Below are 26,787 nucleotides of genomic sequence, written 5' to 3' on the forward strand. Positions count from 1 at the left end.
CTGGGTCAGTCACCGGATGTATTGGCTGACACACCGCCTTCGCGAGCAAGCCCGCTCCCACATTGGCCTGTGTTTCAAATCAAGTGATGCAGGGTACGGCGATCAGTAGCAGGCTAAACGCGGTCCAAATGTGGGAGCTGGCTTGCCTGCGATTGCGGTGGCTCAGCCGGCCTATTTGTCACTGAAAGACAGCTATCGCAGGCAAGCCAGCTCCCACAGATTTTGCCGTGTTTCAACTCAAGCCATGTAGGGCACGGCAATCAGCAAGATTGCCGTGCCGTGGGTGGCGGTCGCCGCCAGTACGCCATAACGCAGGCGCACCAGCGCGCAGGCCAACCCTTCGATCAGGGTGAACAGCAACACCGGCCAGCCGAGTTGGGTCACGCTCAGTGCCAGGAATGCATGGCAGGCCGCAAAGGCTACGCCGCTGATCAATGCCGCACGCAATGGTGTCAGTTGTTGCTCCAGGTAACCCTGCAAGAACCCGCGAAACAGCACCTCTTCCAATGCATTAGCGCCATAGGCCAAGACCACCATGCCCGGCAGCCAGACCCAGTAGCCATGGATCTCGCTGGCCTCGATGCCTTGGTAAACCCGCAGCGGCACACCGATCAAACAGCCAACTATCAGCCCTGCACCCAGGCCAACAACCGGGTTACCGATGGTCCAGCGCACCAGCCGCCACAACTCCGGCGCGATGCGTGCCAACAGCATAATCAACAACACCGACAGCCCGCCCAGTACCGCCAGCACAAACGCATTGGCGCTGAATGCAATCTGCACCTCGCGGCTGAGCGCCCACAGGCCCATCGGCGTCATTGCATCACGCATCAACACGAACGCCGCCAACAAGATCAGGATGCGCATCGCAGTCAGCACCCTGGGCGTCAGCGCAAACCACACGCCAAACAACACCAGCCCAGGCGCTACGTAGGTGGCGTAGTTGATCAGTACCACCAAGCCCTGAGTGATCATGTGCGAGTCAACCGTGAGCCACGGCAATCATGTCGATCTCCACCGCCGCCGACTTCGGCAACTGCATCACCCCCAGCGACGTACGCGTATGTACCCCGGCGCTGCCGAGAATCTCGTGCAACAGGTCCGAGGCACCGTTGGCCACTTCACTTTGCTGATCAAAATCTTCAGCGCTGCGCACATACACGTTGATGCGCGGGATGGCCTTGATCTGGTCCAGCGAACCCAGCGCCTGCTTGAGCAAGCCCAGGCAACGCAGCGCGCTGATACCGGCGGCGATTTGCGCCTGGGCCAGGGTCAGGCTGTCGCCGACTTTGCCCGGCAGCACGATGGTGTCTCCCACACGGGGAATCTGGCCGCTGATGTACAAGTGGTTGCCCTCGCGCACCCACGGCGTGTAGTTGCCGCCGATTTTGAATTCGTTCAGCTGATAGCCAATGCGCTGTTGAGCGGCCTGGTATTTTTCGTCGCGTGTCATGGGCGTGAGTCCTCGTTTCGACGTTGCCACTCAACCACCACATCGCCCAGGGTCTTGGGAATGTCGTTGCGAATCCAGGCCATAAATGGCCGGTCGAACTTGAACGCGGGGCCACAGTGTAAAAGCATGAAGCGGCGTACGTTCTGGGTATTTTTGTAGTGTGGCGTCACGGGCGTAGCGCGGGTGATGGGGTCGCTGTGCCAGTCAAAATCCATAGTGTTCACCGGGCGATTGTTGTTTCGGCAGTAGCATAGCGATGTGCTACTTGGGCAGGAAGCGGCAAGATCAGTCCTTGAAACCCACCCAATGTGTTGGGATATCGTACAAGGGCAACAGGCTCTTAAAATGCCTTTTAGCCCATCACTTTCAAATATTTCAAATTTTCACTTTCCTTCACCGCTCGAAATATTGCATGGTTGTACGACAACTTAAATTGTCGTGTTCGCCCCTAACAACAATAAGGAAGCACCCATGCCAAACGTCAAAGTGCTGATCGGTTTTCTGTGCCTGTTTACCGGCTGCGTCGCAGCTGCGCCTGCCCCCGCCGAGAAGGATGTGGCCCAAGCGGTCGACCAACTGACCCAAGCCATGCTGCACCTGGACCTCAAACAGCTTCACGCCTTGACCTCCGACAAACTCACCTACGGCCACTCCAGCGGCAAGGTGCAGAACAAAGCGCAATTTATCGCGGACCTTGAAACCCACACCAGCGCCTTCAAGACCCTCGAAATGCAGAACCAGACCATCACCCTGGACGGCGACACCGCCCTGGTGCGCAACCACTTTCACGCGCTGGCGGTGAACAGCGGCGTAGACACGCCCACCGACATCGACAACTTCCAGGTCTGGCAGAAGCAAAAAGGCCAATGGCTGCTGATCGGGCGCCAGGCTTACAAGTACTGATCGCCATCGGTGCGGCTCACCACCGCACCACTTCGCGCACCGTCACCAGCGCCTCACGCAGCGCCGCCATGTCCACCGAGCCCAGCGCCAACCGCAACGCATGCGGCACGATCGCCGACACCGTAAACGGCTCGGCGGTGGACACGCAAATACCCTCGCGCTGCAACACCATGGCGACCTGATCAGCCCGCGCGTCCTCCCCCAGCGGCAACCACAGAAAATACGATGACGGGTGGCTGATGTACTCCACGCCTTTGAGCACCTGCGCCGCCAAGGCCTGCCGCGCCTGGGCATCCTGGCGTTTTTGCGCTTCCAACTGCGCGACGGTGCCGTCCTCGATCCAGGCCACGGCCAGCGCGCTCATCACCCCGGGCACGTTCCAAGTGGTGGCCATGATGGTGCGTTCCAGCTTCTTTACCCACGGCGCCGGCGCTGCAACAAACCCCACGCGCAAGCCGGTGGCGACGCTCTTGGAAAACCCGCCGACGTACACCGTGCACTCAGGCGCCAAGGTCGCCAGTGGCGGCGGTGCCTCTGCGGCCAGAAACGCGTAGGCCGCGTCCTCGATGATTATCAGGTGGTGCTGACGGGCAATGCTGACCAGTTGCTCGCGCTGCGCCAGGCTCATCACCCAGCCCAACGGGTTGTGCAAGGTCGGAATGCTGTACACCGCGCGCACCGGGCGCTTGCTGCACAGGCGTTGCAGTGCGTCCAGGTCCGGGCCGCCGGCAGTGACCGGGATGGCGACGATTTCCAGGTGCAGGGTTTCGGCCAGCACCTTGAAGCCTGAATAGGTCAGTGCATCGACGGCGACCACATCCCCAGGCTTGAGCAACGCCATCATGGTCACCGCCAGCCCATGCTGCGCGCCGCTGACCACCAGCACCTGCTCGGCCTCAACACTCAGGCCCCGGCTCAACAGGTGCCGCGCCACCACCGCGCGCTCGTGCAGGCGGCCAGCGTGGGGCTGGTAACGCAGCAAGGCGTCGAGGTCGCCCGACAGCGCCAGTTGGCGCAAAGCCGTGCGCAACAGATCGGCCTGGCCCGGCAACGACGGGTAGTTGAAGTTGAGGTCGAGCATGCCGGTTGCGACGCTCATCTGCCCACTGCCCTGCCCCGGCGGTAACGAAATCTCACGCACAAAAGTGCCCCGCCCGGTTTCACCACTGACCAGGCCCATGGCCTCAAGCTCGGTGTACACCCGGCTGGCGGTGACCAGCGCCAGGCCGTGGTCGGCGGCCAATTGCCGGTGGGTGGGCAAGCGTGTGCCGGGCGCCAGTGCGCCGCTGCGGATGTCCTCGGCGTAGGTGTCGACCAACGACTTGTAGCGGGCGCGTGGCATCGGTGATGTATCCATGACAATTTTTTGATTGTCTTAATCTTCAATCCTAGGATGGCCAAACGCAACTTATCCTTTTCGAGCACGCCCTCATGGAACGCACCTCACGCCTCAACACCCTCGACAGCAGCACCCAAGGTTGGATCAACGGCTTTATCGGCGTGGTGATTTTCAGCGGCTCGCTGCCGGCCACACGTTTGGCGGTGATGGAATTCAACCCGGTGTTCCTGACCATGATCCGCGCCACCCTCGCCGCTGCGCTGGGGCTGTGCCTGCTGTGGCTGTTCCGGGAGAAACGCCCCGCGCGCGGCCAATGGGCGCCGCTGGCAATCGTCGCGTTCGGCGTGGTCATCGGCTTCCCATTGCTCACAGCGCTGGCGCTGCAATACGTGACGTCTGCCCACTCCATCGTGTTTATCGGCCTGCTGCCGCTGGCCACGGCGGTGTTTGGCGTGCTGCGTGGCGGCGAGCGGCCGCGCCCGGTGTTCTGGTTGTTTTCTATCCTCGGCAGCCTGCTGGTGATGGGCTATGCCGTTGCCCAAGGCTTGAGCGCCGCGCCCGCCGGTGACGTGCTGATGTTATTGGCGGTGCTGGTGTGCGGTTTGGGGTATGCCGAGGGCGCCAAGTTGTCGCGCAGCCTGGGCGGTTGGCAGGTGATCTGCTGGGCGCTGGTGGTGTCGTTGCCGGTGGTGGCGCCGTTGAGCCTGATCCTGGCGCCCGCGACCTTGACCGGCATCAGCCTGCCAGCGTGGCTGAGCCTGGGTTATGTGTCGTTGTTCAGCATGCTGATCGGTTTTGTGTTCTGGTACCGCGGCCTGGCCCAGGGTGGCATCGCCGCCGTCGGCCAGTTGCAACTGCTGCAGCCGTTCTTTGGCCTGGCGCTAGCGGCGGGCCTGCTGCATGAGCAGGTCAGCCTGGGCATGCTGCTGGTAACCGTTGCGGTGATCGGCTGCGTGGCAGGGGCAAAAAGGTTCGCACGCTAGCGTTGCGGCGCGACCATCTTGAACTTGATGTTGATGTCGTTGGACACCACGCTGTTGCCCGCCCACTCGCCCTCGCCGATCTTGAAGTCGGCGCGCTTGAGCACGAACTCACCGTCGAACACACCGATGCCGCTTTGCTCCTTGAGCAACACCGTGATATCCACCGGCCGCGTAATGCCCTTGATCGTCAGGTTGCCGGTGATCTTGTAGCGGTTATTACCCAGCGCCGTGGCGCCGCTGGATTCATACACACCGACCGGATAGGTCGCGGTGTCGAACCACGCGGCCTGTTGCAACTGGGTATTGGCGTCCTGGCTGCCGGCATCGATGCTGGCGAGCTGGATCTTGAGCAACGCACGCGCCGCTTCGGGCTTTTGCGTATCGAAGCTCAGGGTGCCCTCAAAGTCGCTGAAGGTGCCGTACACCCGCTGCCCGAACTGCTGAAAGGTAAAGCTGATCTGGCTGGCCGTACGGTTAACGTCTTTGTATTCCACCGCCTGGGCGCTGGCAAACCAACCAGAGACGAGGGCCAGCAGGACGACCAGGGACATTCGACACTTCATGGAACACTCCGCAAAACAAAGGACAAACGTGCTGAGCTAACACGCCACGGTATGGATTTATTCCCTTTCGGTGCGTGCCCTGCTAAACAGAGTAGTCGCCAAAAGAAACAATAAGGACTTTGCATGCACACCCCTTCCCTGCAGGACACCACCGCCCCCGAAGGCATTTGCTACGGCTGCGGCGGCAGCAACCCGCATGGCCTGCATATCAAGAGCCGCTGGTATGCCGATGGCGTCCATGTCATCGCCGAGCATCAGCCCGAGGCCAAATACAGCGGCTGGCCCGAGCTGGTCTACGGCGGCCTGATCGCCATGCTGGTGGACTGCCACTCCAACTGGACCGCCATGGCCTACCACTATCGCGCCGAGCAGCGCGAACCCGGCAGCCTGCCGCGCATCGACTGCGTCACCGGCAACCTGGGCATCAAATTCATCAAACCCACGCCCATGGGCGTAACGCTGAGCCTGCGCGCGCGGGTGGAGGGCGAAGTGGGGCGTAAAAGCCGCGTGGTCTGCGAGGTGTACGCCGGAGACGTGCTCACCGCCATCGGCGACTCGGTGTTCGTGCGCGTCGACACCCGGCAACTGTCAGATTCCGCCCATGGCCGCGTGCGCTGATCCTGGTCTACATTGACTGGCACCGCTAATCGAGGAATGCACCGATGACTCGTCTCACCGCGAAAGACTTTGCCCCCGAACTGCTGGAACTCTACGACGGCTACGCCCACGGCAAGCTCAACCGGCGCGAATTTCTAGACCGCGCAGCGCTGTTCACCTTCGGCGGCCTCACCGCCTCCGCGCTGCTGGCGGCCCTGAGCCCCAACTACGCGCTGGCCGAACAAGTCAAATTCACCGACCCCGACATCATCGCCGACTACATCACCTACCCCTCGCCCAAAGGCAACGGCACAGTGCGCGGCTACCTGGTGCGCCCGGCCAAAGCCAGCGGCAAACTGCCGGCCGTGGTGGTGGTCCACGAAAACCGTGGCCTGAACCCCTACATCGAAGACGTGGCAAGGCGCCTGGCCAAAGCCGGCTTCATCGCCCTGGCGCCGGACGGCCTGACCTCCGTGGGCGGCTACCCCGGCAACGATGAAAAAGGCGTGGAACTGCAACAGAAAGTCGACCCCGAAAAACTCATGAACGACTTCTTCGCCGCCATCGAATGGCTGATGCACCACGACAACAGCACCGGCAAAGTCGGGATTACCGGCTTCTGCTACGGCGGCGGCGTGACCAATGCGGCAGCGGTGGCCTACCCCGAATTGGGCGCGGCGGTGTCGTTCTACGGGCGTCAGCCGGAAGCCAAGGACGTGCCACGCATCAAGGCGCCGATCATGCTGCACTACGGCGAGTTGGATACGCGGATCAACGAAGGCTGGCCTGCTTATGAGAAGGCGTTGAAGGCGGCGGGTACGACGTATGAGGCGTTTATCTACAAGGGCGCCAACCATGGGTTTCATAATGATTCGACGCCGAGATATGACGAGGCGGCGGCGAATCTGGCGTGGGAAAGAACCCTCGGCTGGTTTCACAAATACCTGGCCTAGCCCAAATCTAACTGTGGGAGCTGGCTTGCCTGCGATGGCCATGGGTATCTACGCAACTTTTTGTGTTGCTTTTAGCCTGCGATGGTTTAGGTAGATTGAGTACATATCCGTTGCTGCGGTAACGGCTTCGTAGGGTTCCGCCCTTACGGCGGGTCACTTTTGGAAAAGAGCCCCAAAAGTAACCAAAAGGGCTCTTGCCCCACCACTCGGCACCTCGCCTAGGCTCGGCATGCCCTCACTCCGGCTTGAATCCGTGGGCCGCCGCCATGGGCCATCCTTGGCCCATCGCGGCTAACCCGGCGTCCTGCCGGGTTACCCACGGATTCAAGCCTGCGTTCGGCCAGCGTGGTTTAACGGGGCGCCTCAGATCAAGATCAAAAGCAAGATCAAAAGCAAGAGCACGGCGGCCTAGTAGCCGACCTGAGTGGTAGAAGCAAAAGCAAGGCAGAAGCAGAGCAGAAGCAGAAGCAGAAGCAGAAGCAGAAGCAGAAGCAGAAGCAGAAGCAGAAGCAGAAGCAGAGCACCACCCTATCCAGCTGATGTAATGAGCTCCCACATTAGATTGAGTTCAGTTTCAAATATCAGGTCGGCTGTCAGGCCGCCTCGGCCGTGCTTTTGATCTAACCACTCAGGTCGGCTACTAGGCCGCCGTGCTCTTGCTTTTGATCTTGATCTTAGGCGCCCCGTTAAACCACGCTGGCCGAACGCAGGCTTTGGAGCGTGGGTAAACCGGCAGGACGCCGGTTTAGCCGCGATGGGCCAAGGATGGCCCATGGCGGCGGCCCACGGTCCAAAGCCGAAGTGAGGGCACACCGAGCCTAAGCGAGGTGCCGAGTGGTGGGGCAAGAGCCCTTTTGGTTACTTTTGGGGCTCTTTTCCAAAAGTGACCCGCTGTAAGAGCGGAACCCATAGCAGCCGTTACCCAAATAACGGATATGTACCCCGCGCCCCCGCGACAACCAAAGAACTCAACCCATAAAAAGATGTGTAGATACCTATGCTGCGATGGCGGTCTTGCAGTGACAAATATGCTGGCCGGCCCGGCGCTATCGCAGGCAAGCCAGCTCCCACATTTGATCTGTGACGCTCGGTCGACATGCGTTATTAAAGGCCAGCAATCCATATTTGTCGTGTGGAAACGACATCAGGTCTGCGACCTACTGCGCTGTGCTGCAGCTGCAGCCACCGCCGCCGACACCCTCCAAGGCCTGACCGGCGATCAACGCCACATGGCCGGTGCCACCGAACACCTGATCGACATGGCCCGCACACTGGCCGACCGCGCACTGGATTGCCTGCAACCCAAGGCATAAGCCACTACCCCTGACACAACACCACCCGCTCCCACATTGGTTAGTCGCTTTTTTTCAGATCAATGTTCCAACGCATACCGCCGACAATGGTTGAGATACCCCTGCTCATGGCTGCCCACCAATTGCACCACACTGGTCCATAACCACGACGGTGCATCCAACTGTTTCGAGCGGTTCTCCTGCAACACCGCCATCCACTGCTTGCGCGTATCGCGGTCCATCTGCCGGGCGTGGGCGATGCCGACCACGCGGGCCAGGTAACCGGCGGCGTGCATGGCATCGATTTCGCTGAGTTCATCCAGCTCAAGCTTCATGTCCTGGGGCAGCAATTCACGAATGAAAAAACCATGGTCGAGAAAACGCGTCGCGACCATGCGCTCGCCCAAGCTCGGTGAAAGCTGACGCGCGCCCTCCACCACTCGCCGCCCGTTATCCCTGGGCATCTTCGCACGTGCCGCTCGCGGTGCAGCGGCGCCGACGGCTTCCTTAATGTCGATCAGGCAATATTCCTGATCCTCCTTGTCGCCAACGCCCAGCAGCGCGGCATAGCGAAGCAAGCCCAGGGAGCTGCAACCTTTGACCCAATAGGCTGAGTCCAGCAGTTCAACCTTGGCGTCTTTGGGGCGGCCTTTGAGTGAGGTGACCAACTGGTGGATGTCATCGGAGGCGCACAGTGTTTGCAAGGCGCCCTTCTCTGCCCGAGACAATGACCAGAAGTGCTTGCCCAGCGGGATCGTCGGCCGGGCACTTTCGATGCGTTCACGGGCGAGGTTTTTCCAGGTGCGCTCCACAGCGCTGCGCATACCGGCCTTGACTTGGGAGGGGCGTGGCGGCGCTTCGTCGGGTTTGTCTTTGAAGGCTTGCGCGTAGCCGACCATCATTTCTTCAAGCATGCGCGCGGTGGTCACCCCTGGCAGGTCCGAACCGCGTGCGGCGGTGGCCAAGGACAGCGCCAGGCGCACCAGGTCGTGGGCCGGGTTGCCGATCACGGTCTGGTCGAGGTCGCGGATGTGCATGTCGATACGGCCTTTGGTATCACCGGTCGGGCCGAGATTACCCGCGTGGCAATCGCCGCAGATCCAGATGGCCGGGCCATGGGGCAAGCGGCGGCCGGACTGGCTGTGCAACCATTCGTAAAACTGCACCGTACTGCCCCGCACATAGGCATGGGCGGAGCGTGCCATCTTCAAATTGCGTAGTTGCGTGAGGTGGGGCATGCGGTCGGCGGGGCGCGGGGTTTTCATGGATGAACTCAGTGCGGGAGATGGGGTAGATCTCTACTCCCGAGAGAATGTTTCATTTTGTTTCAAAATAGTGGCATTAAGACAGTTTTCGCTGCGCTGTCGACAGTTCCTCCAGCCACCCCTTGAACGCCAACATGGCGGCTGTTTCAACCCGCGACTGCAAGCGTGTCAGCCAGTAACTGCCGGTGGTGATGCCCACCTCGAACGGCTGGCGAATCGCATCCGTAGCCAATTGCCGCGAGAACATCATCGCCGGTGCCAGCGCCACGCCGATGCCTTGCAGCGCCGCTTCCATCATCGCCAGCGACGAGTCGAACACGATGCTGCGCGGCACCACGGTGTCAGCGGGCAGGCCGGCGGCCTGGAACCATTGAGTCCACTCATCGGCGCGGTAGGAGCGCAGCAAGGTATGCTTCAACAGGTCGGCTGGCGTGCGCAATTGTTCGGCAAGCGTGGGTGTACACAACACGGTCAGCGGGGCTGCGAGCAGCTCACAGGCATCCGTGCCGTGCCAGGCCCCGGCGCCGAAGCGGATCGCGTAATCCAGGCCTTCGGCGGCCACGTCAACGCGGTTGTTATGGGTGGACAGGCGCAGGTCGATAAACGGGTAGCGCGCCTGAAAGTCCGGCAGGCGCGGCAGCAGCCAGCCCACGGTAAAAGTGCCCACCGCGCCGACGGTGAGCACTTCGCGGTAATGCCCGCCTTCGAACTGGCTGAGGGTCTGGGCGATGCGATCAAACGATTCGCGCACCACCGGTAGCAGGGTTTCGCCTTCGCTGGTGAGCATCAAACCGCGTGGCAGGCGCTTGAACAACGTGACATTGAGTTGGGCTTCCAGGCTTTTGACCTGATGGCTGACCGCCGCCTGGGTCACACATAACTCAATGGCCGCGCGGGTGAAGCTCAAATGGCGAGCCGACGCCTCAAAGGCGCGCAAGGCATTGAGCGGCAGGTGGGAACGCAGCATGCTTGACCCTAAATTTTCTAATGGCTGGTGCGAGATATCATCGTTTGTTCGCAGCCGGCAAACTGCCTACATTGGCCTCGCCTGCGCAGGCTCTTTATTCTATCGAATCTTCTCATGGAAGCACCATCATGCCCCAACTGTCCTTGCTTGGAGTACGTAATTTAACGGCTCTGGCCGCATTGCTCGCCGCCGGCAACTGCCTGGCCGCAAACGACCTGCAAGCCGTGGTAGACGCCAGCGTAAAACCGTTAATGCAACAACAGGCCATCCCGGGCCTCGCGGTTGCTGTCGTACAAAACGGCAAGGCGCAATACTTTAACTACGGGACTGCCTCAAAGGAAACCCAGCAGCCCGTCAGCGAAAACACCCTGTTTGAAATCGGCTCGGTGAGCAAAACCTTTACCGCCACCCTTGGCGGTTATGCCCAGGCGACCGGCAAGCTCAAGCTCTCGGACAAGGCCAGCGAGCACCTGTCCGTTCTGGCCGGCAGCGCCTTTGACCAGATCAGCCTCCTGCAACTGGCGACCTACACCGCAGGCGGCCTGCCCCTGCAGTTTCCGGATGCTGCCGACAGCGCCGAGACCATGCTCGGCTATTTCCAGCACTGGAAACCGACTTACGGGCCGGGCGCACAACGCCTGTATTCCAACCCGAGCATCGGGCTGTTCGGCTACCTGTCGGCGCAAAGCCTTGGCCAGCCGTTCAACGTTGCCTTGCAGAAAACCCTGCTGCCCAAGCTGGGCTTGAACAACACCCACGTCAGCGTGCCTGCTGACAAGCGCGGCCTGTACGCCCAAGGCTACGACAAGAATCTGAAACCCACACGCGTCAGCCCCGGCGCACTGGACAGCGAAGCCTACGGCATCAAGACCAGCACCCAGGACCTGGCTCACTACGTGATGGTGAACATGCACCCGGAAACCTTGGATAAGCCGCTGCAACAAGCCATCGCGGCGACCCACGCCGGTTACTACACCGTGAACGGCATGACCCAGGGCCTGGGTTGGGAGCGCTACCCTTACCCGATCACGCTGCAAGCGTTGCTGGAGGGCAACTCCACGCCCATGGCGATGGAGCCGCACAAGGCCAATTGGCTGACGCCGGCACAGCCGCAACCGGCCAATGTGCTGTACAACAAAACCGGCTCAACCGGCGGGTTTGGCGCGTACGTGGTGTACGTGCCAAGCAAGGACATGGGCGTGGTCATTCTGGCGAACAAGAACTACCCGAATGCTGAGCGGGTCAAGGTGGCTTATGCGATCTTGAGTGCGATGGATCACTAAGCGACGCGCCTGTTTCCGACCGTCGCGGACACACGTGGCCGCGACGACGCTACGCCAGCACGCGCGCGTAGTAATTGTCATCCGGCCCCGGCTGAAAATGGACACTACTTAAAAACGCCTCCAACACTTTGATGTTAGCCGCCCCCTCGCGCTGCCTCACAGCGTCTAAGTAACTTAGAAGCTGTGCATACGTTTCCTCCATCAACGCCAGAGCGGCGTCGAATACACCCGCCTCCCCGAAGGCCCGAATAATTTGATTTTTTTGATCCGCCGTTAATGCGCCCTTGACCAATGGGGCATTTGCCAAAATCATCAAGAACGATTTTGGGCCGCCTTCCAGATCCATCGCAAAGCCTTTCTTTTCAAAATGAGGAATATGATTAATATCGCAGTAATCATTGACGTAGCGATAATAGACACCCAGTAGAAGCATCATCGATTCGAGCAGACTATACGTGTCAATATCCAGCGGCCTTAAACATTGGCAGGCTTTTAATAAAACCACGAAAAAACAACCGGTATTGGCCTGTGCAATGCACCCATACTCTTCCAGGGAGGGCAACTTTTCACCGGCACTTACTTGAGCATCGAGGTATTGACCGACGTGCAGGCACTCAAGGCTCTCTATGCCGGCACGCACAATATTCATATCATTTAATTCAGCGAGCACTCTCAGCCCATCCAAGTAGCCGTACATCCCTGACACCAGCGCGACCTCTGCGCCATATTGCTTCCACACCGTTGGAATTCCACGGCGCAAACTGTCCCCATCGAGCAGATCGTCATGTATCAATGAAGACAGGTTTATTCGCTCTATGGCAGCGCACAACACGTGCGCCTGGGCGCAAGGCAAGCCGTAGAATGCGCAGAGCGCCCACGCAAGCTCCGTTCGCACGAGCTTTCCAGGTGTACGTTCTTGATACATGAAAGGCTCAGACCACTGGGCTTTGGCATTCAAGTACCAGGCCTTATCAAATGACAAGCAGGAATTGACCATCTCAACGACCTCGCTGGCTGACAGGTATGAGAGCGTCCCCTCTCACTTTTTTACACAGTGTTTTTTCACGCGTAAAAGACCGTCAACACAGCACAGGTCACTGCTTTACGTGGACTACATTGCTACTGAATCAACGCTAGCAACGTTCTAAACTTATCAACCAACTTTAACGAAATTAAAGCAGCCGAGAAAACCAACAAAAAGCATAAGACGCTCCCTGTTTATAAAGCCACACCCTCGCCACTTAAAACGTTTACAAAAAAACCACCCTCGCCGCCCCATTCAGCACTATAAGTTACCTTACAATTTCGCCCGACGACTGCCCAATGGAAGATCTACTGATACTCGTTGACCTCAACAATCAGCAAATAGGAACTGCCGGAAAACTGCGCGCGCATCAAGAAGGCTTGCTGCACCGTGCGTTCTCGATCTTCCTATTCGACCGACAGTCTCGCGTACTCCTGCAACAACGAGCAGACGGCAAGTACCACTCCCCTGGTTTGTGGAGTAATACCTGCTGCGGACACCCACGGCTGGGTGAAAAGACACTAGATGCCGCAAAACGTCGCCTGATGGAAGAGATGGGACTGGCCTGTGAATTGACTGAGCGCTTCACGTTCACCTATCAAGCACAGGTGCCGGGAGCGTTGATGGAGTACGAATATGATCATGTATTAGTGGGTTTCAGTGAGGCGACCCCCATTCCAGCCCCTGATGAAGCCAAGGCTTGGCGTTGGGTACACCCTCTCGCGTTGCAGGATGAGCTGGATAACGCACCCGATACCTTCACGATTTGGTTTCGCACGCTGGTTGAGCATTACGGGTTAAATGAGATAGCCAAGTGGGCAGATTCATCAGAACACGCTCCCTCACCCTCATCGCCGATTAACACCCCGCCGTCGGTTGCTCCCTTCCATTTACCCCTCTGGCTTGAGACAGCCACTTACCCCCTGAGCCCCTTTACGGATCAGGTCCAACAGCACACTCGTCAATGGCTCAAGTCCATGGGGTTGGAAGACACCCCCGAAACTACCCGCCGATTGGATATATACGCTCCCAGCAAATATGCCGGTTACATGTGGAGTGATGCCCCCTTTGAAATACTGATCATTCTTTCTGACCTTTTGGGGTGGTTCTGCTGCCAGGGCAACCTTGCCGACGAGGACCGTCATGAGCCTGAAGCCCTCGAACGCTTGATTCGCGGCACTTACACCACTGCCTTCACACGCGACACCACGAACCGAGAGCCCTTGGGTCGTGCGCTGGCAGATATCATCCGGCGCGCGTCACGCCTGATGCCTCCATTGTGGAAACAGCGCGTTGCCGAGCAATACTCATCGTACCTGGCGCCCTCCACCACCGCGTTGATGCACCGCATCAACCACACACAGCCGGGTGTGGAAGGTTATGAAACGCTTTGGCAAACCGCCGGCGGTTTTCAAGTCTGCCTTGAGTTCACCTACCTGGTGCAAAACATTCAGTTATCGTCAGCGCTTTACTACAGCCAACCCTGGCAGGAACTGCGCAGCCTGACCTTGAACTTACTGAAGGCCGTTAACGACTTGCTGTCGTTTCGGATCATGGAAAACCCTGATGAAGACATCTACAACCTGCTCACTCACCTGAGGCACACCCAAGGTCTTAGCGCGACGCAAGCCGCGAACGAGGTGTCGCAACGCATTGAACAGTGGGCCACGCAGTTCACGCGGGCTCAGGCTGTGCTACCCGAGCGCCTGGCAGCGTTGGGCTATGAAGTGCGGGCTCAGGAGCAAGCGATGATTTGCGCCCAAGCGCTGCATAATCAATGGCGCGGCAACATCGCCTGGCACCTGACAGTGCCACGCTATCGAGAAATACGCTTCAAGGGCCAGTAACCACTGCGCCCACAAAGTGTCTGCATGTACATCCCCAGCCAGTGCGGCAAGGCCAGCGAAATAAACGGCAGGCAGGTCACCATAATCAGGAATACCCGCAAGATCATCAGCCACGGCAACGCCGCACGGATGGTCTGGCCAACGCCACGAATGCCGAGTCCGCCGCCGTGCGGCACAACCGCACCCTGCAACGGGTGGCGGTAAAACGCGATGAGCCCTGGGCGATTCGCGAGCGCAGTATCCTGGTGCGCGAACTGGAAGCACTGCCCGGCACCCTTCGGGCGTTGATCGCCACCTTGATGCCGACACACTCAGTGCAGGCTGATGTTGCGCTGGCTGGCGTTATCGATATTGATATGGCTCAGCCGTCCCTGCCCATCGAACAGCAACAGATCAGCTCCCAGGCGGCGAAGCTGGGCCGGTGATTGCGGCCAGTGCAAAGTGACGCAAAGCCGATCGCTGGCACGGTGAATAACGTGCCAGCACGTGTCCTGCTCCTCAACCCGATAACTGATCAGCAACCAGTCCTCAAATAGGAACGGGTTGACAGACTCATCCCATTCTTCGTCCGGCAAGTTGCCGGGCAGCCTGTAGCGCTTTCGAACCCCGTGCTGCTTAAGTACCAGCGTGGGTATTCCATCGTCGTGCTTGATCCGATACTGCGCCGATTCAGCGGTGGCACTGGGAACCTGGAAGTCCGTCTGCACGATGTCAAACGCGCTTTCGCGGCTGACCAGGCGCCGCTCCGGCAGACGATAATGCCAAAGCATCAGGCACCCGCCCGGTGCTGACAACCACAGGTATTCGTTGTATTCATCCACGTTGATGGCACGTACCGACTCCGGTAGGTCACTCACATGCCAGAGCGTTTCAAGGCCACGGTCAACATCCACCACGCGTAACTGCTGGCCTTTGCCGATGGTCCAGTTGCAGCCATCAAACTCGTTTGAAAATACATCCATGGCCAGTACACCGAGGTCTTTGGCGACGCGGTTCACCAGGTCCAGTTTGCTGATACGCCATACCGATCCGCGCCGGATCAGCACCAAGGCCACCTGGCGACTATGGGCAATGACGATCTTCTGCGCCGGCACCGCAAAGTGAAACAGCGTCGCGCCCGTTGCATCCAGCACCATGACTCCCGCCTCGCCCAGCGCCACCAGGTAACGCTCATCGTCCAAGGGTACCGCGTCGAATAGGGGCCGATTGCCTGCGGCGGGCGCTGACCACTCGCGGGTGTCGGCCAAGCGGTCCAGGGAGACCACCGCTGCACGCTTCAGGGCGTGGCCAGGCAAGTCCGCCTGAAGCAGTTTGTCCTGACTCATCTTGACCAGCGCCTGTAGCTGATTGTGCGTCAGCTGCCCTTGAGCGCTGAATTGATCGGCAAGAATCGCGTGCACGGTGGCACCTGCCAGCCAGGCCAGGGCGGTAGTGTTCGACTTGTGCAGCAACAAGGCCTGCGCCAAAGCGGCTCGCTCGCCGGCACGCTCGGGGTCGTCACGCAATTGCTCCACCCATGGCCCGTAAGCATGCAGGGTCTCGGGCAACAGGATGGCGCGTTTGACCAGTGCGCCAATGGCCAGGCGCCCGCCGGCGGCCTCGGCATTCAGCAACCATTGCGCGGCACGTGGGCGTTCTGCGGGAAGGCTCCAAATCACGTCGACCGCTTGCAGCCACAAGCCTTTGGCGATCAATGACTCAGCCCACTCCAGACGCAGGCGGTCGGCGATTTGCGGCGACTTGGCTTGGAGCATCACCACGGCATCGGCGAAAGCATTGTCGCGCCGCGCCACCAGCACGGCGCGCTGCCACTGCTCGGCCAGGCACAGCAGACGCACGATCACCGCAGGCGGCATGTCCCATGCAAGGGCCAGGTCAGCGGCCTGCTGATAGCGTGCATGTTTCTCCAGATAATCGAGGGCTTGCTGACGCTCCTTGAGCAATTCGGCGAGGACAAACACCGCTTCTTCTATACGACCGGCACGGTCCAAGCGTTCAAAGGTCTGGCGATACACCTGCCGCAAGTGCTCAGCCAAGTCTTCTTCGAACAGCATCGAACGCGCCGGGCCGTCCTGCTGACTGAGGTTCAGGTCCTCGCGGCGCTGGGGTGTACCAAAGCTCTGTTCACCGCTGGACGCCCCACTGTTCAAGGGGATCGCGTGGCGCAAGGCTTCTTCGAAGTTGCCCTCTTCGAACATCTCCAACATGCGCTGCATGTAGGCGGCCTGGCGTTTGCCATACAGTTTGGAGAGCTGGGAATGCTGGGTCAGCCGAGTCAACAGCCGGCGCCACGCGGCAGGTTTGTGCCTGCGCGGGGTGGCACGCGCAGCGATGCCTGGGCTAGCAGATGCAGGGGCAACCGGCCTAGGCGCGGCTTTGGCGGGTGCCGACGCGCCACGATGCAGGAAGCGGTTCAACCCGTACAGTAACGCGGTGATCACAACCATCCAGATCATGGCACTCAGGAGCATACCGCTGAACGACTGTGCGCGCGCGGCCAGCGCGGCTGCGGGCGCGCTGTGGCCGAAGAGGCGGATCAACCCTCCCACCAGCACCAAGCCAATCACGATTTTCAGCACCGGGGATGAGACTTCGCGGGCGGGAGTCGCGTTGTTTTGCGCAGACGACGAGCTGGCGCCAGCCCCTGTACTCGACGTGTGACGCTGGCGCTCCAGCAGCGCTTGCATCACCGCTTCACGCTCCGGGCTGACGGGCTCCAGTGGCCCACCAAGGATTTCGCGCAGGTCGGTGACCACCGCGTCCGGCACCGTGGCAGGCAACGGGGTATGGCAGTCAAACGTATCGAGCAGCGTGTAGGTGCTGATGTCGAGCCACAGCCCAGGCGTCAGCACGTGAGCATCGCGCAATTGCAGGCCGTCGACTTGACTGCCGCGTACCAGCCACAGGTCGGCAGCGGCCAGCCCTTGCAGTTCATCGGGGTGCAACGCGGCAGACGACAAGCCCCGGCCCTGGCGGATCAGCGGCCAGCCATGCAGGCTTTCGCAGTGCACCGGGCACGGTGTGTGGAACTGCAGCAAGTCGCCGTCGGCAAAGCGATAGGCACGCGCGTCGGTTTGCCAATAGTCGAGGATCAAGCGCCGGCGCTCGCCTTCATCAAAGCGTTCGCCGGCAAACCATAGGCCATCAATCTGTTGGTGCCCGGTCAGTAGCGGGCGGCGAATCAGCATCCGTTCTGGCTCAAGCATTGGCACCTTCCTGAGTGAGCTGCGGTGCCTGGTTGCACATCACTTGCAGGCGCATGGCGCGCTCGGCAAGCGAGTAAACCAGTAATTCCCGGTCAGTGGTCAATACGGCGATCAAGCCGCTCATAGGGCAAAAGCTCGCGCGGGCAATCGGCGCCGAGGTGGTAAACAAATTGCGCTGTTGCCCCTCGATGTACAGCCCGACGCTGTGCTGGTTCGGCCCCAGCAGCACCAGTGAGTAGAGCTGCCGTTGGCCGAACGCATGGTGCAGGCCGATGGCTTTCCAGCCCGGCGCCAAGTCGATCTGTTCGTGCTTGGCCGGAAAGCTTTCATGGGTGACCAGGCGCCAACTTTGATTACCGTCCTGGGTGGTCAGCAGCGCGCAACCGCCGCAGTACTGCCGCCAGTAAAAGTTGGCGGCCAACAGCACTTGGCTGACGCCCGCTGCCGAGCCGACAGCATGACCATTGGCGCGTAAACCGTCGGCAGACCCCGAATACGCGACGATCTGCCCGCCTTCGCTGCGCGCATAGGCGATGGTCATGGGGTCGACCTGCACCAAGCTCAGCACGTCGTCCGCCACTTGGCAGAGTTGACGCGACTTCCAGTAGGCAAGCCGTCCCTGGCTATCGAGCAGGTAGACACGCACTGAGTTCTGGCTGTGCAGCCAGACACTCGGCAGGAACGTCGCGGTGCCCGGTGGCAGTTGCAGCTGTTCACGGGCGGGCTTGTCGACGGTGGCCATACCGGGGATGTTCCAGAACGTCAGGCTGTCGTTATCGCTCAACACGGCACCGAGGCTGCGATGGTGAAAGGTGGTGCTCAACACGCGCTGATGCTTGCCCCACAGACGGCGTCGAACCTCCAGGGACTTTTTCTGGTTCTTGTGCGGCAGCTTGATCACCACCATGCCCGGCTCATCGAGCAGGCGCAGCGCCACATGGTTACCGGCGCTGGAGATCACGGGCGGCAAGGTCAACGCTACCCGTGGCACCGCACGTGCGAGCTTCGACGGCGGTGCCTGGAGTTCATCGTCGAACTGACCTGTGAGCAGTTGCGCCGCGCGCCCTTCATCCGGCATGGGCAGCAGCACGCGCCGTACCGACCCGGCCTGCAACTCAAAAGACAGGCTGCGCCCATCCAGGCTGCGCTGCACCTGCACCCGATGCGTACAGGTCTGGCTTGCGTCCTTGGGCAATCGATGCCCGACTGTCCAGCACTCACCCAGCGTCTCGCCCTGCGCGGCCAGCCATTCATGCCAGGCGTGCCAGTGCGCCGGGGCGACACTTTCATAGGTGCGCGCCTTGAGCAACCGTTTGAGCTGCGCCGGGCTATCGAATTCATGCAACACCGGCGTGCCTTGCAGGATGCCCCAGCGCAACTGCGCCCCCGACTCCTCGGCACGCCGGGCCAACAGCATCAGCAAGGCGATATGCACCAACCGCGCGGCGCCCAATTGCGACGGGCCTGCGTCGAACAGCACGACAATCAGGCGATTAGCTTCGCGGGCGCGGTACTGCGGTGCCAGGAACATATGTTCGCCGCCGACGGCCCGACGCATGAACTCATCGGGCACTTCGTCAGCCAACAGCCATTCGCTGGAGAGCAGGCGTTCATAAGGACCACGCCGTTGCAGATCACCCAGGCCGTCAGGCTCTGGCACACCGCCCTGCTGCATGCCGCGCAGTGGCCCAAGTACCGGGTTGAGGCGCCCCAGCAGGTCGGCGAACAACGGCAGATGTTGCGGCGCGAACCACACCAGCCATTGGCGCCAGGGTTGCAGGGCTTCAGGCAGTTGCATCGCTTGCTCCCCAGTAAGTCGCTATCCGCTGAAGATGCTCGACAGACACCGGCAACAGGCGATCCAGCGGCACCACCGCTGGCGGTTCGCGCCACAACAGCAAGGGCGAGCGCTTGAAACGCGCCGACAGCGTCTGGCCGAGCAGGTCCACCGGTACTGTCGGTTCCCAACTGGTGGGCAGCCACACGCCAGGCGCGCCGGGGTGCGCTGCGGCGTATTCCACGCCATCGACCCAAGGCAAATCAACCGCCGCCCCGGTCACCACCAATACGTCGCCGCTGGCGGTGGCGTGCAAGCGCGAAGCCTGTTCATCGGCAAGCAACAGCAAGCGCGCCTGCAAGCGGCGTGCGGCATCGCCCCAGGCCACCGCCGCCTGAGGGTCCGCGGGCAGCTGCCGCGGGCGCCAGGCCCAGGTCTGCGTGCCAGCAATCATGGCGTCGGCGTCAGCAATCGGGCCAGTTGGCCGCGTACGTGCTGCAAGGGTTCCGGCAGGGTCTGGCTATTGAAGTTGGCATCGATTTCGCGCAACAGGCTTTCCAGCGCCGGGCTGGCTGGCGGCTCGCTACGTGCCAGGTAGTCTTGTGCGGTTTCAAGCAAGCGATTCAAACGCGCCATCGGTTGCAGGGTGGCCTCTTCGACCGCGCTGAACAAATGGCTGTTGCTGGACGCGGCAAACAGGTCCCGCAGCACCTCGCGGCCATGTTGCTGGGTTTCCTTGGTCGGTAGCACATACAGCAGTGGCCAGAGATCAGCGTCGCTGGCTTGCAGCCGCCCGCCCAGCAACGCAGCGGCCGCGATCAGCCGTTGGGACTTGACGATGCGGCGGTCCGACAGCTGGATGCCGGCTTCGCGCAGACGACGAATCGCCTGGGCCAGGGCCGGACGTACGGCGCCCAGGTCGACGTTTTTCAAGGCTTGGCTCAGCGTGTCCAACTGGGCCAACCCCAGCAACTGTTGCACCGGCCGCTGCTCCGACTGCCAACCGCCCGCGAGCATCGCTTCCAGTTGATTGTCCGGCACCGACTCAACAAACAAGTGCAACAGGAAGCGGTCGCCAAATGCCGCCAGTGCTTCATCGTCCGGCAAGCCGTTGGCAGCCCCGACGCACACCCGCAAAGGGCATTGGATTTGGGTATGGCCACGGCGAAAGCGGCGCTCGTTGAGAACGCCCAGCAAGGTATTGAGAATGGCGGTCGAGCCCAGGAAGACCTCATCGAGAAACACGATATCGGCCTCCGGAAGCATGCCGCTGACATCGGTTTCGACCGTGCCTTCACGCAGTTTTTTCAGGTCCACGGCACCGAAAAGCTCCGACGGTTCAGTGAAGCGCCCCAGCAAGTACTCAAAGTAGCGCCCACCCATGGACTGCGCCACACGGCGTACTACGGCGCTCTTGGCCGTGCCGGGCGGACCGATCACCAGAATGTGCTCCTGGGCGACCGCTGCCAGCACAATCAGCTCGGCCAATTGCTCGCGCCCGACCAACCCCTCGGTCGCCATACGCACAGCGTGGCGGATTTGCGTGGCAGCGCTTTGCAAGTGAGCAATCATGGGTGTCTTCCCTGAAACCAAAGCGGAGAATCTTGCCTGAGGCTAAGGTATTAGCAAAGCGTTGTTACAACCTGCCTTGAGGAGTCAGCTCATGCAACTCGAAGGATCCTGCCATTGCGGCGCCGTCACATTCAGCCTAAACAGCCAGCATCCCTATCCCTACCAACGTTGCTACTGCTCGATCTGCCGCAAGACCCAAGGCGGCGGCGGTTATGCGATCAACCTTGCCGGTGATACGCAAACCCTGAAGGTACAAGGTCGCAGGCAGATCTCGATCTACCACGCCAGGCTCAAGCCCGAGGGCGCCAGCCGCGCGCATGCGAGCACCGCCGAACGGCATTTCTGCTCGCAGTGCGGCAGCGCCTTGTGGCTGTTCAGCCCGCAGTGGCCGGAGCTGATTCACCCGTTTGCCTCAGCCATCGACACACCCTTGCCGGTGCCGCCGGAACACACGCACCTGATGCTCGGTTCCAAGGCGCCGTGGGTCGAGGTCAGCGTGTGCAAAGGCGACTTGCAGTTCGATGAATACCCCGAAGCGTCCATCGCCCACTGGCATGAACGCTTAGGGCTGGCGCGTTAACAGTCTTTGACAGTTTCTCGACAAAGCTCTCAAAGATTGTTGGTCAGCTGCGCCCTAGCATTCGAGCATCCAAATCACCATCCGGGTGCTCTTCATGTTTCGCACATTGCGCGGTATTCCGCTGTTGGGTTGCCTGCTGGGCAGTCTCGGTTGCCATGGGCAACCGCCTGCCCCGCCGCCGATTCCCAAGGGTGATTACGGTGCGATCATTCGTTACCTGCAAGCGCGTATTCCACAGGAGATGGCGCGGGAAAATGTGCCCGGGCTGTCGATTGCGCTGGTCAATGGCCAGGAGCTGATCTGGGCGCGCGGTTTCGGCATGGCCGACAAGGCCCAGGGTGTGCCGGTGACGCCGAACACGGCGTTCCGTGCCGGCGGCATTTCCAAACTGCTCACCGCCACGGCGGCGTTGCAGTTGGTTGAGCAGCAGCGTCTGGCGCTGGATGCGCCGATCCAGCAGACCTTGCGCGAGTTCTACGTGCGTTCGCGCTTTCACAGCGACCAAGACGCCGCCGACCGTGATATCACCCTGCGCCGCTTGCTCAGCCATCAGTCCGGCCTGCCCAGTGAACACCTGCGTGACCTGCGCAGCACCTTCGCCATGGGCCAGATGCCGATGCGCGTGTCCGGCGTCTGGCTGAGCAGCCAACCCGGTTCGCAAGTGGCGTATTCCAACCTCGGTTATTCGCTGGTGGGCGCGGCCATTGAGCGGGTCAGCAACAAAAGCTTTGAAGCGCAGATGCAAACCAGCCTGCTCAAGCCGCTGGAGATGAGCCAGTCGAGTTTTGTCGGCACCGGTACACAGCTGAGCTTCCGCGCCTTGGGCTACGAGGACGGCGTGGCGAGCACCGACGCCCAGGTGCGTGACCTCGCCGCCGCTGGTTTGTGGGCCAGCCCGAAAGACCTGAGCCACTACGTGCAGATGCTGTTCGCCCAAGGCCTCTACAAAGGCAACCGGGTGTTGGGCAACGCGTCGATTGAGGCGATGTTCACCCAACAAAATACCGGCAACGCACTGGATTTCGACTGCCAGATGGGCCTGGGCTGGTTCCTCGCGCCGTGCGGCGATGAGCCGGTGGGCTCCGGTGTGCGCACTTATCAGCACAGCGGCGGTGGCGACGATTTTGCCGCGCAGTTGAGCGTGCTGCCGGACCAGCAACTGGCCGTGATCATCATGGCCAATGACAGTAACGCCGAAGAACTGGTCGCCCGCCTCGCCACCGACGCGCTGCGCCTGTTGCTGCAGGCGCAAACCGGCGAAGCGGTGTGCGCCGACGACTGCCAGGTACCCAGCCATGGGCTCAAGTTGCGCCACGTGCCGGCGGCCGTCGACCGCAAGCGCCTGGCCGGGTTTTATGCCACGGCCTGGGGCGTGTTCCGCATCAAGGATGAGAACAACCGGCTGGCCGGCGAGTTGGCCGGGTTCGACTTCGAGTTATTGCGCGACGATTCCGGCTGGCTGCGGGCGCAGAAAAAGGTCCTCGGCTTGTGGTTCAAGGACCTCGGCGACCTGGGCCGCGTGCAACTCGATGTGGTCACGGTGCAGGGTCGCCAGATGCTCACCGCCCGCAGCCACGGCCAGCGCATTGCTATTGGCGAGCGTATTGACCCGCCGCCGCTGCCCCTGGCCTGGGCCGACACCATCGGCACGTATCAAGTGCTCAACACCCACGAGCCCGACGCGCCTTTGAGCGGCATCAGCGTGCGCCTCGAAGAAGGCTTCCTGGTGATTCGCGGCCACTTGCACGACGAGCCGCTGACCGACTACATCCTGCTCCCCGTCGACAACGCCCACGCAGTCCTGGCCGGCAACGGCTACGGCCTGGGCGACACCGTAAGCCGCCAGGTCAATGGCCTGAGCGCTTCGGGCTATTCCTTCAAACGTACCCACTCGCCCCACAACCGCCTGGATTTCTAACATGGACGAACCCCTGATGCGCTCAAAAAACCTCTGCCTGTCGTTCACCTCGCTATGCCTGCTCGCCGCTGCCGACACCGCGATTGCCGAAGACTGGCAATACAGCCTCAAGGCCGGCGTGGCCAACGCGCCGCGCTACAGCGGCAGCGACGAACGCATGACCGCGCCATTGCTGGGCGGCAAAATCGTCAGCCCCTGGGGGATTTTGCTCGACACCGGCAAGGGGCTGGGCTGGGGCTACGAAGGCAATGCCCTGAGCTTCAGCGCCTACCTCGGCGCCAGCAGCGCGCGCAAGGATAAAAACGAAAGCTTGCATGCCGGTTCCAAGCGCCTCAAGGGTATGGGCGAGATCAAGTCGCGCCCGCAACTGGGCGTCAGCGCCGCCTACAACCTGGGCGGCGTGATCGTCGGCGCGACGTTGGAACACGCGCTCAAGGAAGATGACCACAAGGACACCGGCAAGGCCTACAACCACCTTGAGTTGAGCCTGGGCACCAATTTGTATGAAGGCCGCTACGGTTCCGTGGACGCCAGCCTCAGCAGCCACTTCGGTGACCGCGAATACCTGATGACCTGGTACGGCGTGACCACCGGCCAAGCCGCGCGAAGCCGCTTCAAGGAGTACAAGGCCGGTGCAGGCAATATCAGCAACGGCATGAACCTGGTGTGGAGCATGCCGATCAGCGAGCACACCCAATTCTCGACCTTGCTGGATGTGCAGTATTTGGCGGATGAAGCGGGCAAGAGCCCGATTGTGGAGCGCCGGTTGCAGACATCGGTGATGGGGGTGCTTGAGTACACCTTCTGACTTGGGAGTGAGGGCTGGCTTGCCTGTGATGCAGACACTTCGGTGTATCAGGCATAACCAGTTGATGCCATCGCAGGCAAGCCAGCTCCCACAGAAAAGCAGAGCACTGCGGGGCTGGCAGTCGAACTCGGTCAAAATTGTGGGAGCGGCCGTGCGACTTGCTCGCGAATGCTGTGTTTCAGTCAGCTTATTTGTAACTGAACCACCGCCTTCGCGAGCAAGCCCGCTCCCACATTGGGATCTCATTACATCAGCTAGATGGGGTGCTCTGCTTCTGCTCTGCTGTGCTTCTACCACTAGGCCGCCGTGCTCTTGCTTGTGATCTTGATCTGAGGCGCCCCGTTAAACCACGCTGGCCGCAGCAACGGCTATGTACTCCATCGACCGAAACAAAAATGGTCATAGCTGCCAGCCCTACTCAGCATAAGCCCAAGTCATCCGAAACGACGCCCCGCCCCACTCCGAATCCAGCACTTCCACCTGCCCACCATGCCACTGGCTAACCCGCTTCACCAACGCCAACCCCAAACCAAACCCACCGGTGCGCCGGTCACGGCTGGTGTCCAGCCGCAAGAAGGGCTCGAAGATCTTCGCCCGGCCCTCCAGCGGCACACCCGGGCCATCGTCGTTAACCCGCACTTCGTAGCCACTGCCAAACTTGACCAACGACACCTCCACCCGCCGCTCGGCATAGCGAATGGCATTGCGCAGCAAGTTGATGACCGCACGGGCCATAAAGCGCGGTTCAATCTGGATAAAGTCGACCTCACAGGTACGCAACGACAACTGCACCCCCGCCGCCTCGGCTTCCAAGGCCACACTGCCGATCACACTGTCGAGCCAGCTGTGGGCCTCAATGTTTTCCCGAGTAACCTGAGTGGCGCCGCGCTCCAGGCTGGCGTAGGTGAGCAGCTCGGAGACCATTTCTTCCAGCTCACCCAGGTCGGCATACATGTCAGCGATCAGCGCACGGCTCTGGCGCGGGTCGGACTGTTGCTTGAGCTGGTCGAGTTCAAATGACAAGCGCGCTATCGGCGTGCGCAGTTCGTGGGAGACCGCGTTGGTCAGTTCGCGCTGGTTGGCGATCAGGCTTTCGATGCGTTCGGCCATCTGATTAAAGTGCCCAGCCAGCTCACGCACGGTGGAGCGGCGCGGCAGCAGGATGCGCGACGCCAAATCGTTATCACCAAAGCGTTGCGCGGCCAGGCGGATATGCTCCAAGTCACGCCAGTGCGGGCGTACCCAAAAATACAGCACGATGGCCAGGCTCACGCCCAGAAACCCATAGGCCCACAGGTAGAGCCACTTGGGTTCCTCCGGCAGTTTGATTTGGAGTAATTGCGGGCCGTCGTCAATCGTGGTCAAGAACTCCATAAAGTCCCCACGCACGACCAGTTGGCCGTCAGCCAGCAGTTTTTGCTCGCGTTCGTTCAGCGCCAAGGTATCGCGCGGCACCAACTTCAGGTGCAGCCCGTAATGGGGCTGAAGCTCAGCCAGGCGAGCGTCGCGGGCCGCCCCCTGCACCGGGCGCAATTGTTCCACCACGCCGTAAGCCGGCCCGCGCAAAGCTTCACGATTATAGACTTCGTTGGCTTCGGGCAATAACTCGTCGAAGGTGTAGTTGACCAGCCAGATCGCCCCCGCTAAACCGAGCGCCAGGATCACATACAGGCGCAGAAACAGCCGCAGCATCTAGACCTCCCACGCAAACGGGTTGAACAGGTAACCCTTGCCCCAAATGGTCTTGATGCACACCGGCTCACGCGGGTTGTCATTGAGTTTGCTGCGCAACTTGCTGATGTACACATCGACGCTGCGGTTCAGGCCATCAAAAGCAATGCCGCGCATGCGGTTGAGGATGTCGTCACGCGAGAGGATCTTGCCGGCGCTGCTGGCCAGCAGCCACAGCAGCTCGAATTCCATGGTGGTGAGGTCAATCTTGTCGCCGCCCAGGCTGACCAGCCGGCAACTGCGGTCAATCGCCAGTTGACCGAACTCCAGAGCGCCGCGCACCGTCGGCTCGGGCACCTGGCGACGTTGCAACGCGCGCAAACGGGCGAGCAGCACCGGTGGTTTGATGGGTTTGATCACATAGTCGTCGGCACCCGACTCAAGGCCGAGGATGTGGTCAAGATCGTCTTCCTTGGCCGTCAGGATCACGATCGGTGTGTCGGACACGTTCCGAATCTCGCGACACACGTGCAGGCCGCTCTGGCCCGGCAGCATCAGGTCGAGTACGACGATCTTCGGCTTGAAATCGAGGAACGCGGCCAAGGCCTTATCGCCCCGGTGCACCACCCGCACCTCGAAACCGTGTTGCGACAGAAAATGTGCGATCAGCCCCGCCAGCTTTTCATCGTCCTCAACGAGCAGGACCTTGCCCAGACCCAGGTTTTCCATAAGTTCTCAGTGCGCGCGCGCGGATTGAAGTGCGGCCATTATAGGTGGCAAGCTGTC

24 protein-coding genes and 2 pseudogenes are annotated in these 26,787 nt (G+C 60.8%); 11 read left to right on the forward strand and 15 right to left on the reverse strand.

Annotated elements, in window-relative coordinates:
* Positions 1–237: 237 nt before the first annotated feature.
* The 3 genes from K0P33_RS17800 to K0P33_RS17810 are packed head-to-tail and all read right to left on the reverse strand — an operon-like array spanning position 238 to position 1,668.
* Positions 238–975 (reverse strand): CPBP family intramembrane glutamic endopeptidase, encoded by a 738-nt coding sequence (locus K0P33_RS17800; protein WP_094953566.1) that lies wholly within the window; start codon positions 973–975, stop codon positions 238–240.
* Positions 976–982: 7 nt separating this feature from the next.
* Entirely contained in the window at positions 983–1,453 is a 471-nt protein-coding gene (locus tag K0P33_RS17805) for a RidA family protein (protein ID WP_094953565.1), read from the reverse strand.
* Complete coding sequence (locus tag K0P33_RS17810; RefSeq protein ID WP_094953564.1) at positions 1,450–1,668, reverse strand: DUF6434 domain-containing protein; 219 nt, start codon at positions 1,666–1,668, stop codon at positions 1,450–1,452. Before K0P33_RS17810 ends, K0P33_RS17805 begins: the two co-directional genes overlap by 4 nt.
* 256 nt (positions 1,669–1,924) lie before the next feature.
* On the opposite strand from K0P33_RS17810, the gene K0P33_RS17815 reads away from it, so the two are divergent.
* Positions 1,925–2,356 carry a nuclear transport factor 2 family protein gene (locus K0P33_RS17815; RefSeq protein ID WP_242150138.1) on the forward strand — a complete coding sequence of 144 codons (432 nt, stop codon included), beginning with the start codon at positions 1,925–1,927 and terminating at the stop codon, positions 2,354–2,356.
* 16 nt (positions 2,357–2,372) lie between these two features.
* Here K0P33_RS17815 and K0P33_RS17820 read toward each other — a convergent pair whose 3' ends face one another.
* Positions 2,373–3,698 (reverse strand): PLP-dependent aminotransferase family protein, encoded by a 1,326-nt coding sequence (locus K0P33_RS17820; protein WP_094953563.1) that lies wholly within the window; start codon positions 3,696–3,698, stop codon positions 2,373–2,375.
* An 89-nt stretch (positions 3,699–3,787) separates the two neighbouring features.
* Here K0P33_RS17820 and K0P33_RS17825 point away from each other — a divergent pair, with 89 nt between their 5' ends.
* Positions 3,788–4,678: a DMT family transporter gene (locus tag K0P33_RS17825; RefSeq protein ID WP_094953562.1), complete on the forward strand. Its 891-nt coding sequence runs from the start codon at positions 3,788–3,790 to the stop codon at positions 4,676–4,678.
* Here K0P33_RS17825 and K0P33_RS17830 read toward each other — a convergent pair.
* Positions 4,675–5,229: a YceI family protein gene (locus tag K0P33_RS17830; protein ID WP_242150141.1), complete on the reverse strand. Its 555-nt coding sequence runs from the start codon at positions 5,227–5,229 to the stop codon at positions 4,675–4,677. The two genes, K0P33_RS17825 and K0P33_RS17830, sit on opposite strands and share 4 nt — an antisense overlap.
* 135 nt (positions 5,230–5,364) lie before the next feature.
* Between K0P33_RS17830 and K0P33_RS17835 the strand changes: the two genes are divergently transcribed.
* From K0P33_RS17835 to K0P33_RS17845, 3 genes are all read left to right on the forward strand, one after another.
* Entirely contained in the window at positions 5,365–5,859 is a 495-nt protein-coding gene (locus tag K0P33_RS17835; protein ID WP_242150144.1) for a PaaI family thioesterase, read from the forward strand.
* 44 nt (positions 5,860–5,903) lie between these two features.
* Positions 5,904–6,791, forward strand: a complete 888-nt coding sequence (yghX, locus tag K0P33_RS17840) for a YghX family hydrolase (RefSeq protein ID WP_094953559.1) — start codon at positions 5,904–5,906, stop codon at positions 6,789–6,791.
* A 1,130-nt stretch (positions 6,792–7,921) separates the two neighbouring features.
* Positions 7,922–8,104: a hypothetical protein gene (locus K0P33_RS17845; protein WP_242156163.1), complete on the forward strand. Its 183-nt coding sequence runs from the start codon at positions 7,922–7,924 to the stop codon at positions 8,102–8,104.
* 59 nt (positions 8,105–8,163) lie between these two features.
* Here the strand turns inward: K0P33_RS17845 and K0P33_RS17850 are convergent, their stop codons facing one another.
* Both K0P33_RS17850 and K0P33_RS17855 read right to left on the reverse strand, forming a co-directional pair.
* Positions 8,164–9,348 (reverse strand): DUF2252 family protein, encoded by a 1,185-nt coding sequence (locus tag K0P33_RS17850; RefSeq protein WP_094953558.1) that lies wholly within the window; start codon positions 9,346–9,348, stop codon positions 8,164–8,166.
* A 76-nt stretch (positions 9,349–9,424) separates the two neighbouring features.
* Entirely contained in the window at positions 9,425–10,315 is an 891-nt protein-coding gene (locus K0P33_RS17855; RefSeq protein WP_242150147.1) for a LysR family transcriptional regulator, read from the reverse strand.
* A gap of 128 nt (positions 10,316–10,443) precedes the next feature.
* Here K0P33_RS17855 and ampC point away from each other — a divergent pair, with 128 nt between their 5' ends.
* Positions 10,444–11,598: a class C beta-lactamase gene (gene ampC, locus K0P33_RS17860; RefSeq protein ID WP_094953556.1), complete on the forward strand. Its 1,155-nt coding sequence runs from the start codon at positions 10,444–10,446 to the stop codon at positions 11,596–11,598.
* Between the two features lie 49 nt (positions 11,599–11,647).
* Here ampC and K0P33_RS17865 read toward each other — a convergent pair whose 3' ends face one another.
* The gene (locus tag K0P33_RS17865) at positions 11,648–12,556 is read right to left on the reverse strand and encodes a polyprenyl synthetase family protein (protein WP_242150150.1); all 909 of its coding nucleotides are present in this window, start codon (positions 12,554–12,556) and stop codon (positions 11,648–11,650) included.
* A 365-nt stretch (positions 12,557–12,921) separates the two neighbouring features.
* Between K0P33_RS17865 and idi the strand changes: the two genes are divergently transcribed.
* On the forward strand, positions 12,922–14,469 hold the full coding sequence (gene idi, locus K0P33_RS17870; RefSeq protein ID WP_242150153.1) for an isopentenyl-diphosphate Delta-isomerase: 1,548 nt from the start codon (positions 12,922–12,924) through the stop codon (positions 14,467–14,469).
* On the opposite strand, the pseudogene K0P33_RS17875 reads toward idi, so the two are convergent.
* Positions 14,439–14,612, reverse strand: a pseudogene (locus K0P33_RS17875) (hypothetical protein); the annotation flags it as partial. The gene idi and the pseudogene K0P33_RS17875 sit on opposite strands and share 31 nt — an antisense overlap.
* Positions 14,613–14,624: 12 nt before the next feature.
* Here K0P33_RS17875 and K0P33_RS17880 point away from each other — a divergent pair.
* Positions 14,625–14,774: pseudogene (locus tag K0P33_RS17880) on the forward strand (LysR family transcriptional regulator); the annotation flags it as partial.
* Positions 14,775–14,780: 6 nt separating this feature from the next.
* Here the strand turns inward: K0P33_RS17880 and K0P33_RS17885 are convergent.
* Genes K0P33_RS17885 through K0P33_RS17900 form a run of 4 tightly spaced genes read right to left on the reverse strand, consistent with a single transcriptional unit; the run spans position 14,781 to position 21,024 of the window.
* Positions 14,781–17,675 carry a bpX6 domain-containing protein gene (locus tag K0P33_RS17885; RefSeq protein ID WP_242150156.1) on the reverse strand — a complete coding sequence of 965 codons (2,895 nt, stop codon included), beginning with the start codon at positions 17,673–17,675 and terminating at the stop codon, positions 14,781–14,783.
* Positions 17,668–19,473: a hypothetical protein gene (locus K0P33_RS17890; RefSeq protein WP_242150159.1), complete on the reverse strand. Its 1,806-nt coding sequence runs from the start codon at positions 19,471–19,473 to the stop codon at positions 17,668–17,670. Before K0P33_RS17890 ends, K0P33_RS17885 begins: the two co-directional genes overlap by 8 nt.
* Positions 19,460–19,906 (reverse strand): hypothetical protein, encoded by a 447-nt coding sequence (locus K0P33_RS17895; RefSeq protein WP_094953171.1) that lies wholly within the window; start codon positions 19,904–19,906, stop codon positions 19,460–19,462. Before K0P33_RS17895 ends, K0P33_RS17890 begins: the two co-directional genes overlap by 14 nt.
* Positions 19,903–21,024: an AAA family ATPase gene (locus K0P33_RS17900; protein ID WP_242150163.1), complete on the reverse strand. Its 1,122-nt coding sequence runs from the start codon at positions 21,022–21,024 to the stop codon at positions 19,903–19,905. Before K0P33_RS17900 ends, K0P33_RS17895 begins: the two co-directional genes overlap by 4 nt.
* 91 nt (positions 21,025–21,115) lie before the next feature.
* On the opposite strand from K0P33_RS17900, the gene K0P33_RS17905 reads away from it, so the two are divergent.
* The 3 genes from K0P33_RS17905 (at position 21,116) to K0P33_RS17915 (ending at position 24,330) form a co-directional block, all read left to right on the forward strand.
* Positions 21,116–21,604, forward strand: coding sequence for a GFA family protein (locus K0P33_RS17905; protein WP_242150166.1), 489 nt, complete (start codon positions 21,116–21,118; stop codon positions 21,602–21,604).
* Positions 21,605–21,698: 94 nt separating this feature from the next.
* A complete protein-coding gene (locus K0P33_RS17910) occupies positions 21,699–23,522 on the forward strand; it encodes a serine hydrolase domain-containing protein (RefSeq protein ID WP_242150169.1) in 1,824 nt (607 codons plus the stop codon).
* Positions 23,523–23,538: 16 nt separating this feature from the next.
* The gene (locus tag K0P33_RS17915; protein WP_242156069.1) at positions 23,539–24,330 is read left to right on the forward strand and encodes a MipA/OmpV family protein; all 792 of its coding nucleotides are present in this window, start codon (positions 23,539–23,541) and stop codon (positions 24,328–24,330) included.
* Positions 24,331–24,744: 414 nt separating this feature from the next.
* On the opposite strand, the gene K0P33_RS17920 is transcribed toward K0P33_RS17915, so the two are convergent.
* Together K0P33_RS17920 and K0P33_RS17925 are read right to left on the reverse strand one after the other, a co-directional pair.
* Entirely contained in the window at positions 24,745–26,022 is a 1,278-nt protein-coding gene (locus K0P33_RS17920) for an ATP-binding protein (protein WP_094953179.1), read from the reverse strand.
* Positions 26,023–26,730, reverse strand: coding sequence for a winged helix-turn-helix domain-containing protein (locus K0P33_RS17925; protein WP_094953181.1), 708 nt, complete (start codon positions 26,728–26,730; stop codon positions 26,023–26,025). It lies immediately after the preceding gene.
* Positions 26,731–26,787: the final 57 nt, after the last annotated feature.

It is taken from the genome of Pseudomonas sp. ArH3a (genome assembly GCF_022648765.1).
In the GTDB taxonomy this organism is placed as follows: Bacteria; Pseudomonadota; Gammaproteobacteria; order Pseudomonadales; family Pseudomonadaceae; genus Aquipseudomonas.

Excerpts from the sequence above, each read along its gene's own strand:
- K0P33_RS17800 (WP_094953566.1), bottom strand. The coding sequence starts at position 975 with ATGATCACTCAGGGCTTGGTGGTACTGATCAACTACGCCACCTACGTA.
- K0P33_RS17805 (WP_094953565.1), bottom strand. The coding sequence starts at position 1,453 with ATGACACGCGACGAAAAATACCAGGCCGCTCAACAGCGCATTGGCTAT.
- K0P33_RS17810 (WP_094953564.1), bottom strand. The coding sequence starts at position 1,668 with ATGGATTTTGACTGGCACAGCGACCCCATCACCCGCGCTACGCCCGTG.
- K0P33_RS17815 (WP_242150138.1), top strand. The coding sequence starts at position 1,925 with ATGCCAAACGTCAAAGTGCTGATCGGTTTTCTGTGCCTGTTTACCGGC.
- K0P33_RS17820 (WP_094953563.1), bottom strand. The coding sequence starts at position 3,698 with ATGCCACGCGCCCGCTACAAGTCGTTGGTCGACACCTACGCCGAGGAC.
- K0P33_RS17825 (WP_094953562.1), top strand. The coding sequence starts at position 3,788 with ATGGAACGCACCTCACGCCTCAACACCCTCGACAGCAGCACCCAAGGT.
- K0P33_RS17830 (WP_242150141.1), bottom strand. The coding sequence starts at position 5,229 with ATGTCCCTGGTCGTCCTGCTGGCCCTCGTCTCTGGTTGGTTTGCCAGC.
- K0P33_RS17835 (WP_242150144.1), top strand. The coding sequence starts at position 5,365 with ATGCACACCCCTTCCCTGCAGGACACCACCGCCCCCGAAGGCATTTGC.
- yghX (WP_094953559.1), top strand. The coding sequence starts at position 5,904 with ATGACTCGTCTCACCGCGAAAGACTTTGCCCCCGAACTGCTGGAACTC.
- K0P33_RS17850 (WP_094953558.1), bottom strand. The coding sequence starts at position 9,348 with ATGAAAACCCCGCGCCCCGCCGACCGCATGCCCCACCTCACGCAACTA.
- K0P33_RS17855 (WP_242150147.1), bottom strand. The coding sequence starts at position 10,315 with ATGCTGCGTTCCCACCTGCCGCTCAATGCCTTGCGCGCCTTTGAGGCG.
- ampC (WP_094953556.1), top strand. The coding sequence starts at position 10,444 with ATGCCCCAACTGTCCTTGCTTGGAGTACGTAATTTAACGGCTCTGGCC.
- idi (WP_242150153.1), top strand. The coding sequence starts at position 12,922 with ATGGAAGATCTACTGATACTCGTTGACCTCAACAATCAGCAAATAGGA.
- K0P33_RS17885 (WP_242150156.1), bottom strand. The coding sequence starts at position 17,675 with ATGCTTGAGCCAGAACGGATGCTGATTCGCCGCCCGCTACTGACCGGG.
- K0P33_RS17890 (WP_242150159.1), bottom strand. The coding sequence starts at position 19,473 with ATGCAACTGCCTGAAGCCCTGCAACCCTGGCGCCAATGGCTGGTGTGG.
- K0P33_RS17895 (WP_094953171.1), bottom strand. The coding sequence starts at position 19,906 with ATGATTGCTGGCACGCAGACCTGGGCCTGGCGCCCGCGGCAGCTGCCC.
- K0P33_RS17900 (WP_242150163.1), bottom strand. The coding sequence starts at position 21,024 with ATGATTGCTCACTTGCAAAGCGCTGCCACGCAAATCCGCCACGCTGTG.
- K0P33_RS17905 (WP_242150166.1), top strand. The coding sequence starts at position 21,116 with ATGCAACTCGAAGGATCCTGCCATTGCGGCGCCGTCACATTCAGCCTA.
- K0P33_RS17910 (WP_242150169.1), top strand. The coding sequence starts at position 21,699 with ATGTTTCGCACATTGCGCGGTATTCCGCTGTTGGGTTGCCTGCTGGGC.
- K0P33_RS17915 (WP_242156069.1), top strand. The coding sequence starts at position 23,539 with ATGCGCTCAAAAAACCTCTGCCTGTCGTTCACCTCGCTATGCCTGCTC.
- K0P33_RS17920 (WP_094953179.1), bottom strand. The coding sequence starts at position 26,022 with ATGCTGCGGCTGTTTCTGCGCCTGTATGTGATCCTGGCGCTCGGTTTA.
- K0P33_RS17925 (WP_094953181.1), bottom strand. The coding sequence starts at position 26,730 with ATGGAAAACCTGGGTCTGGGCAAGGTCCTGCTCGTTGAGGACGATGAA.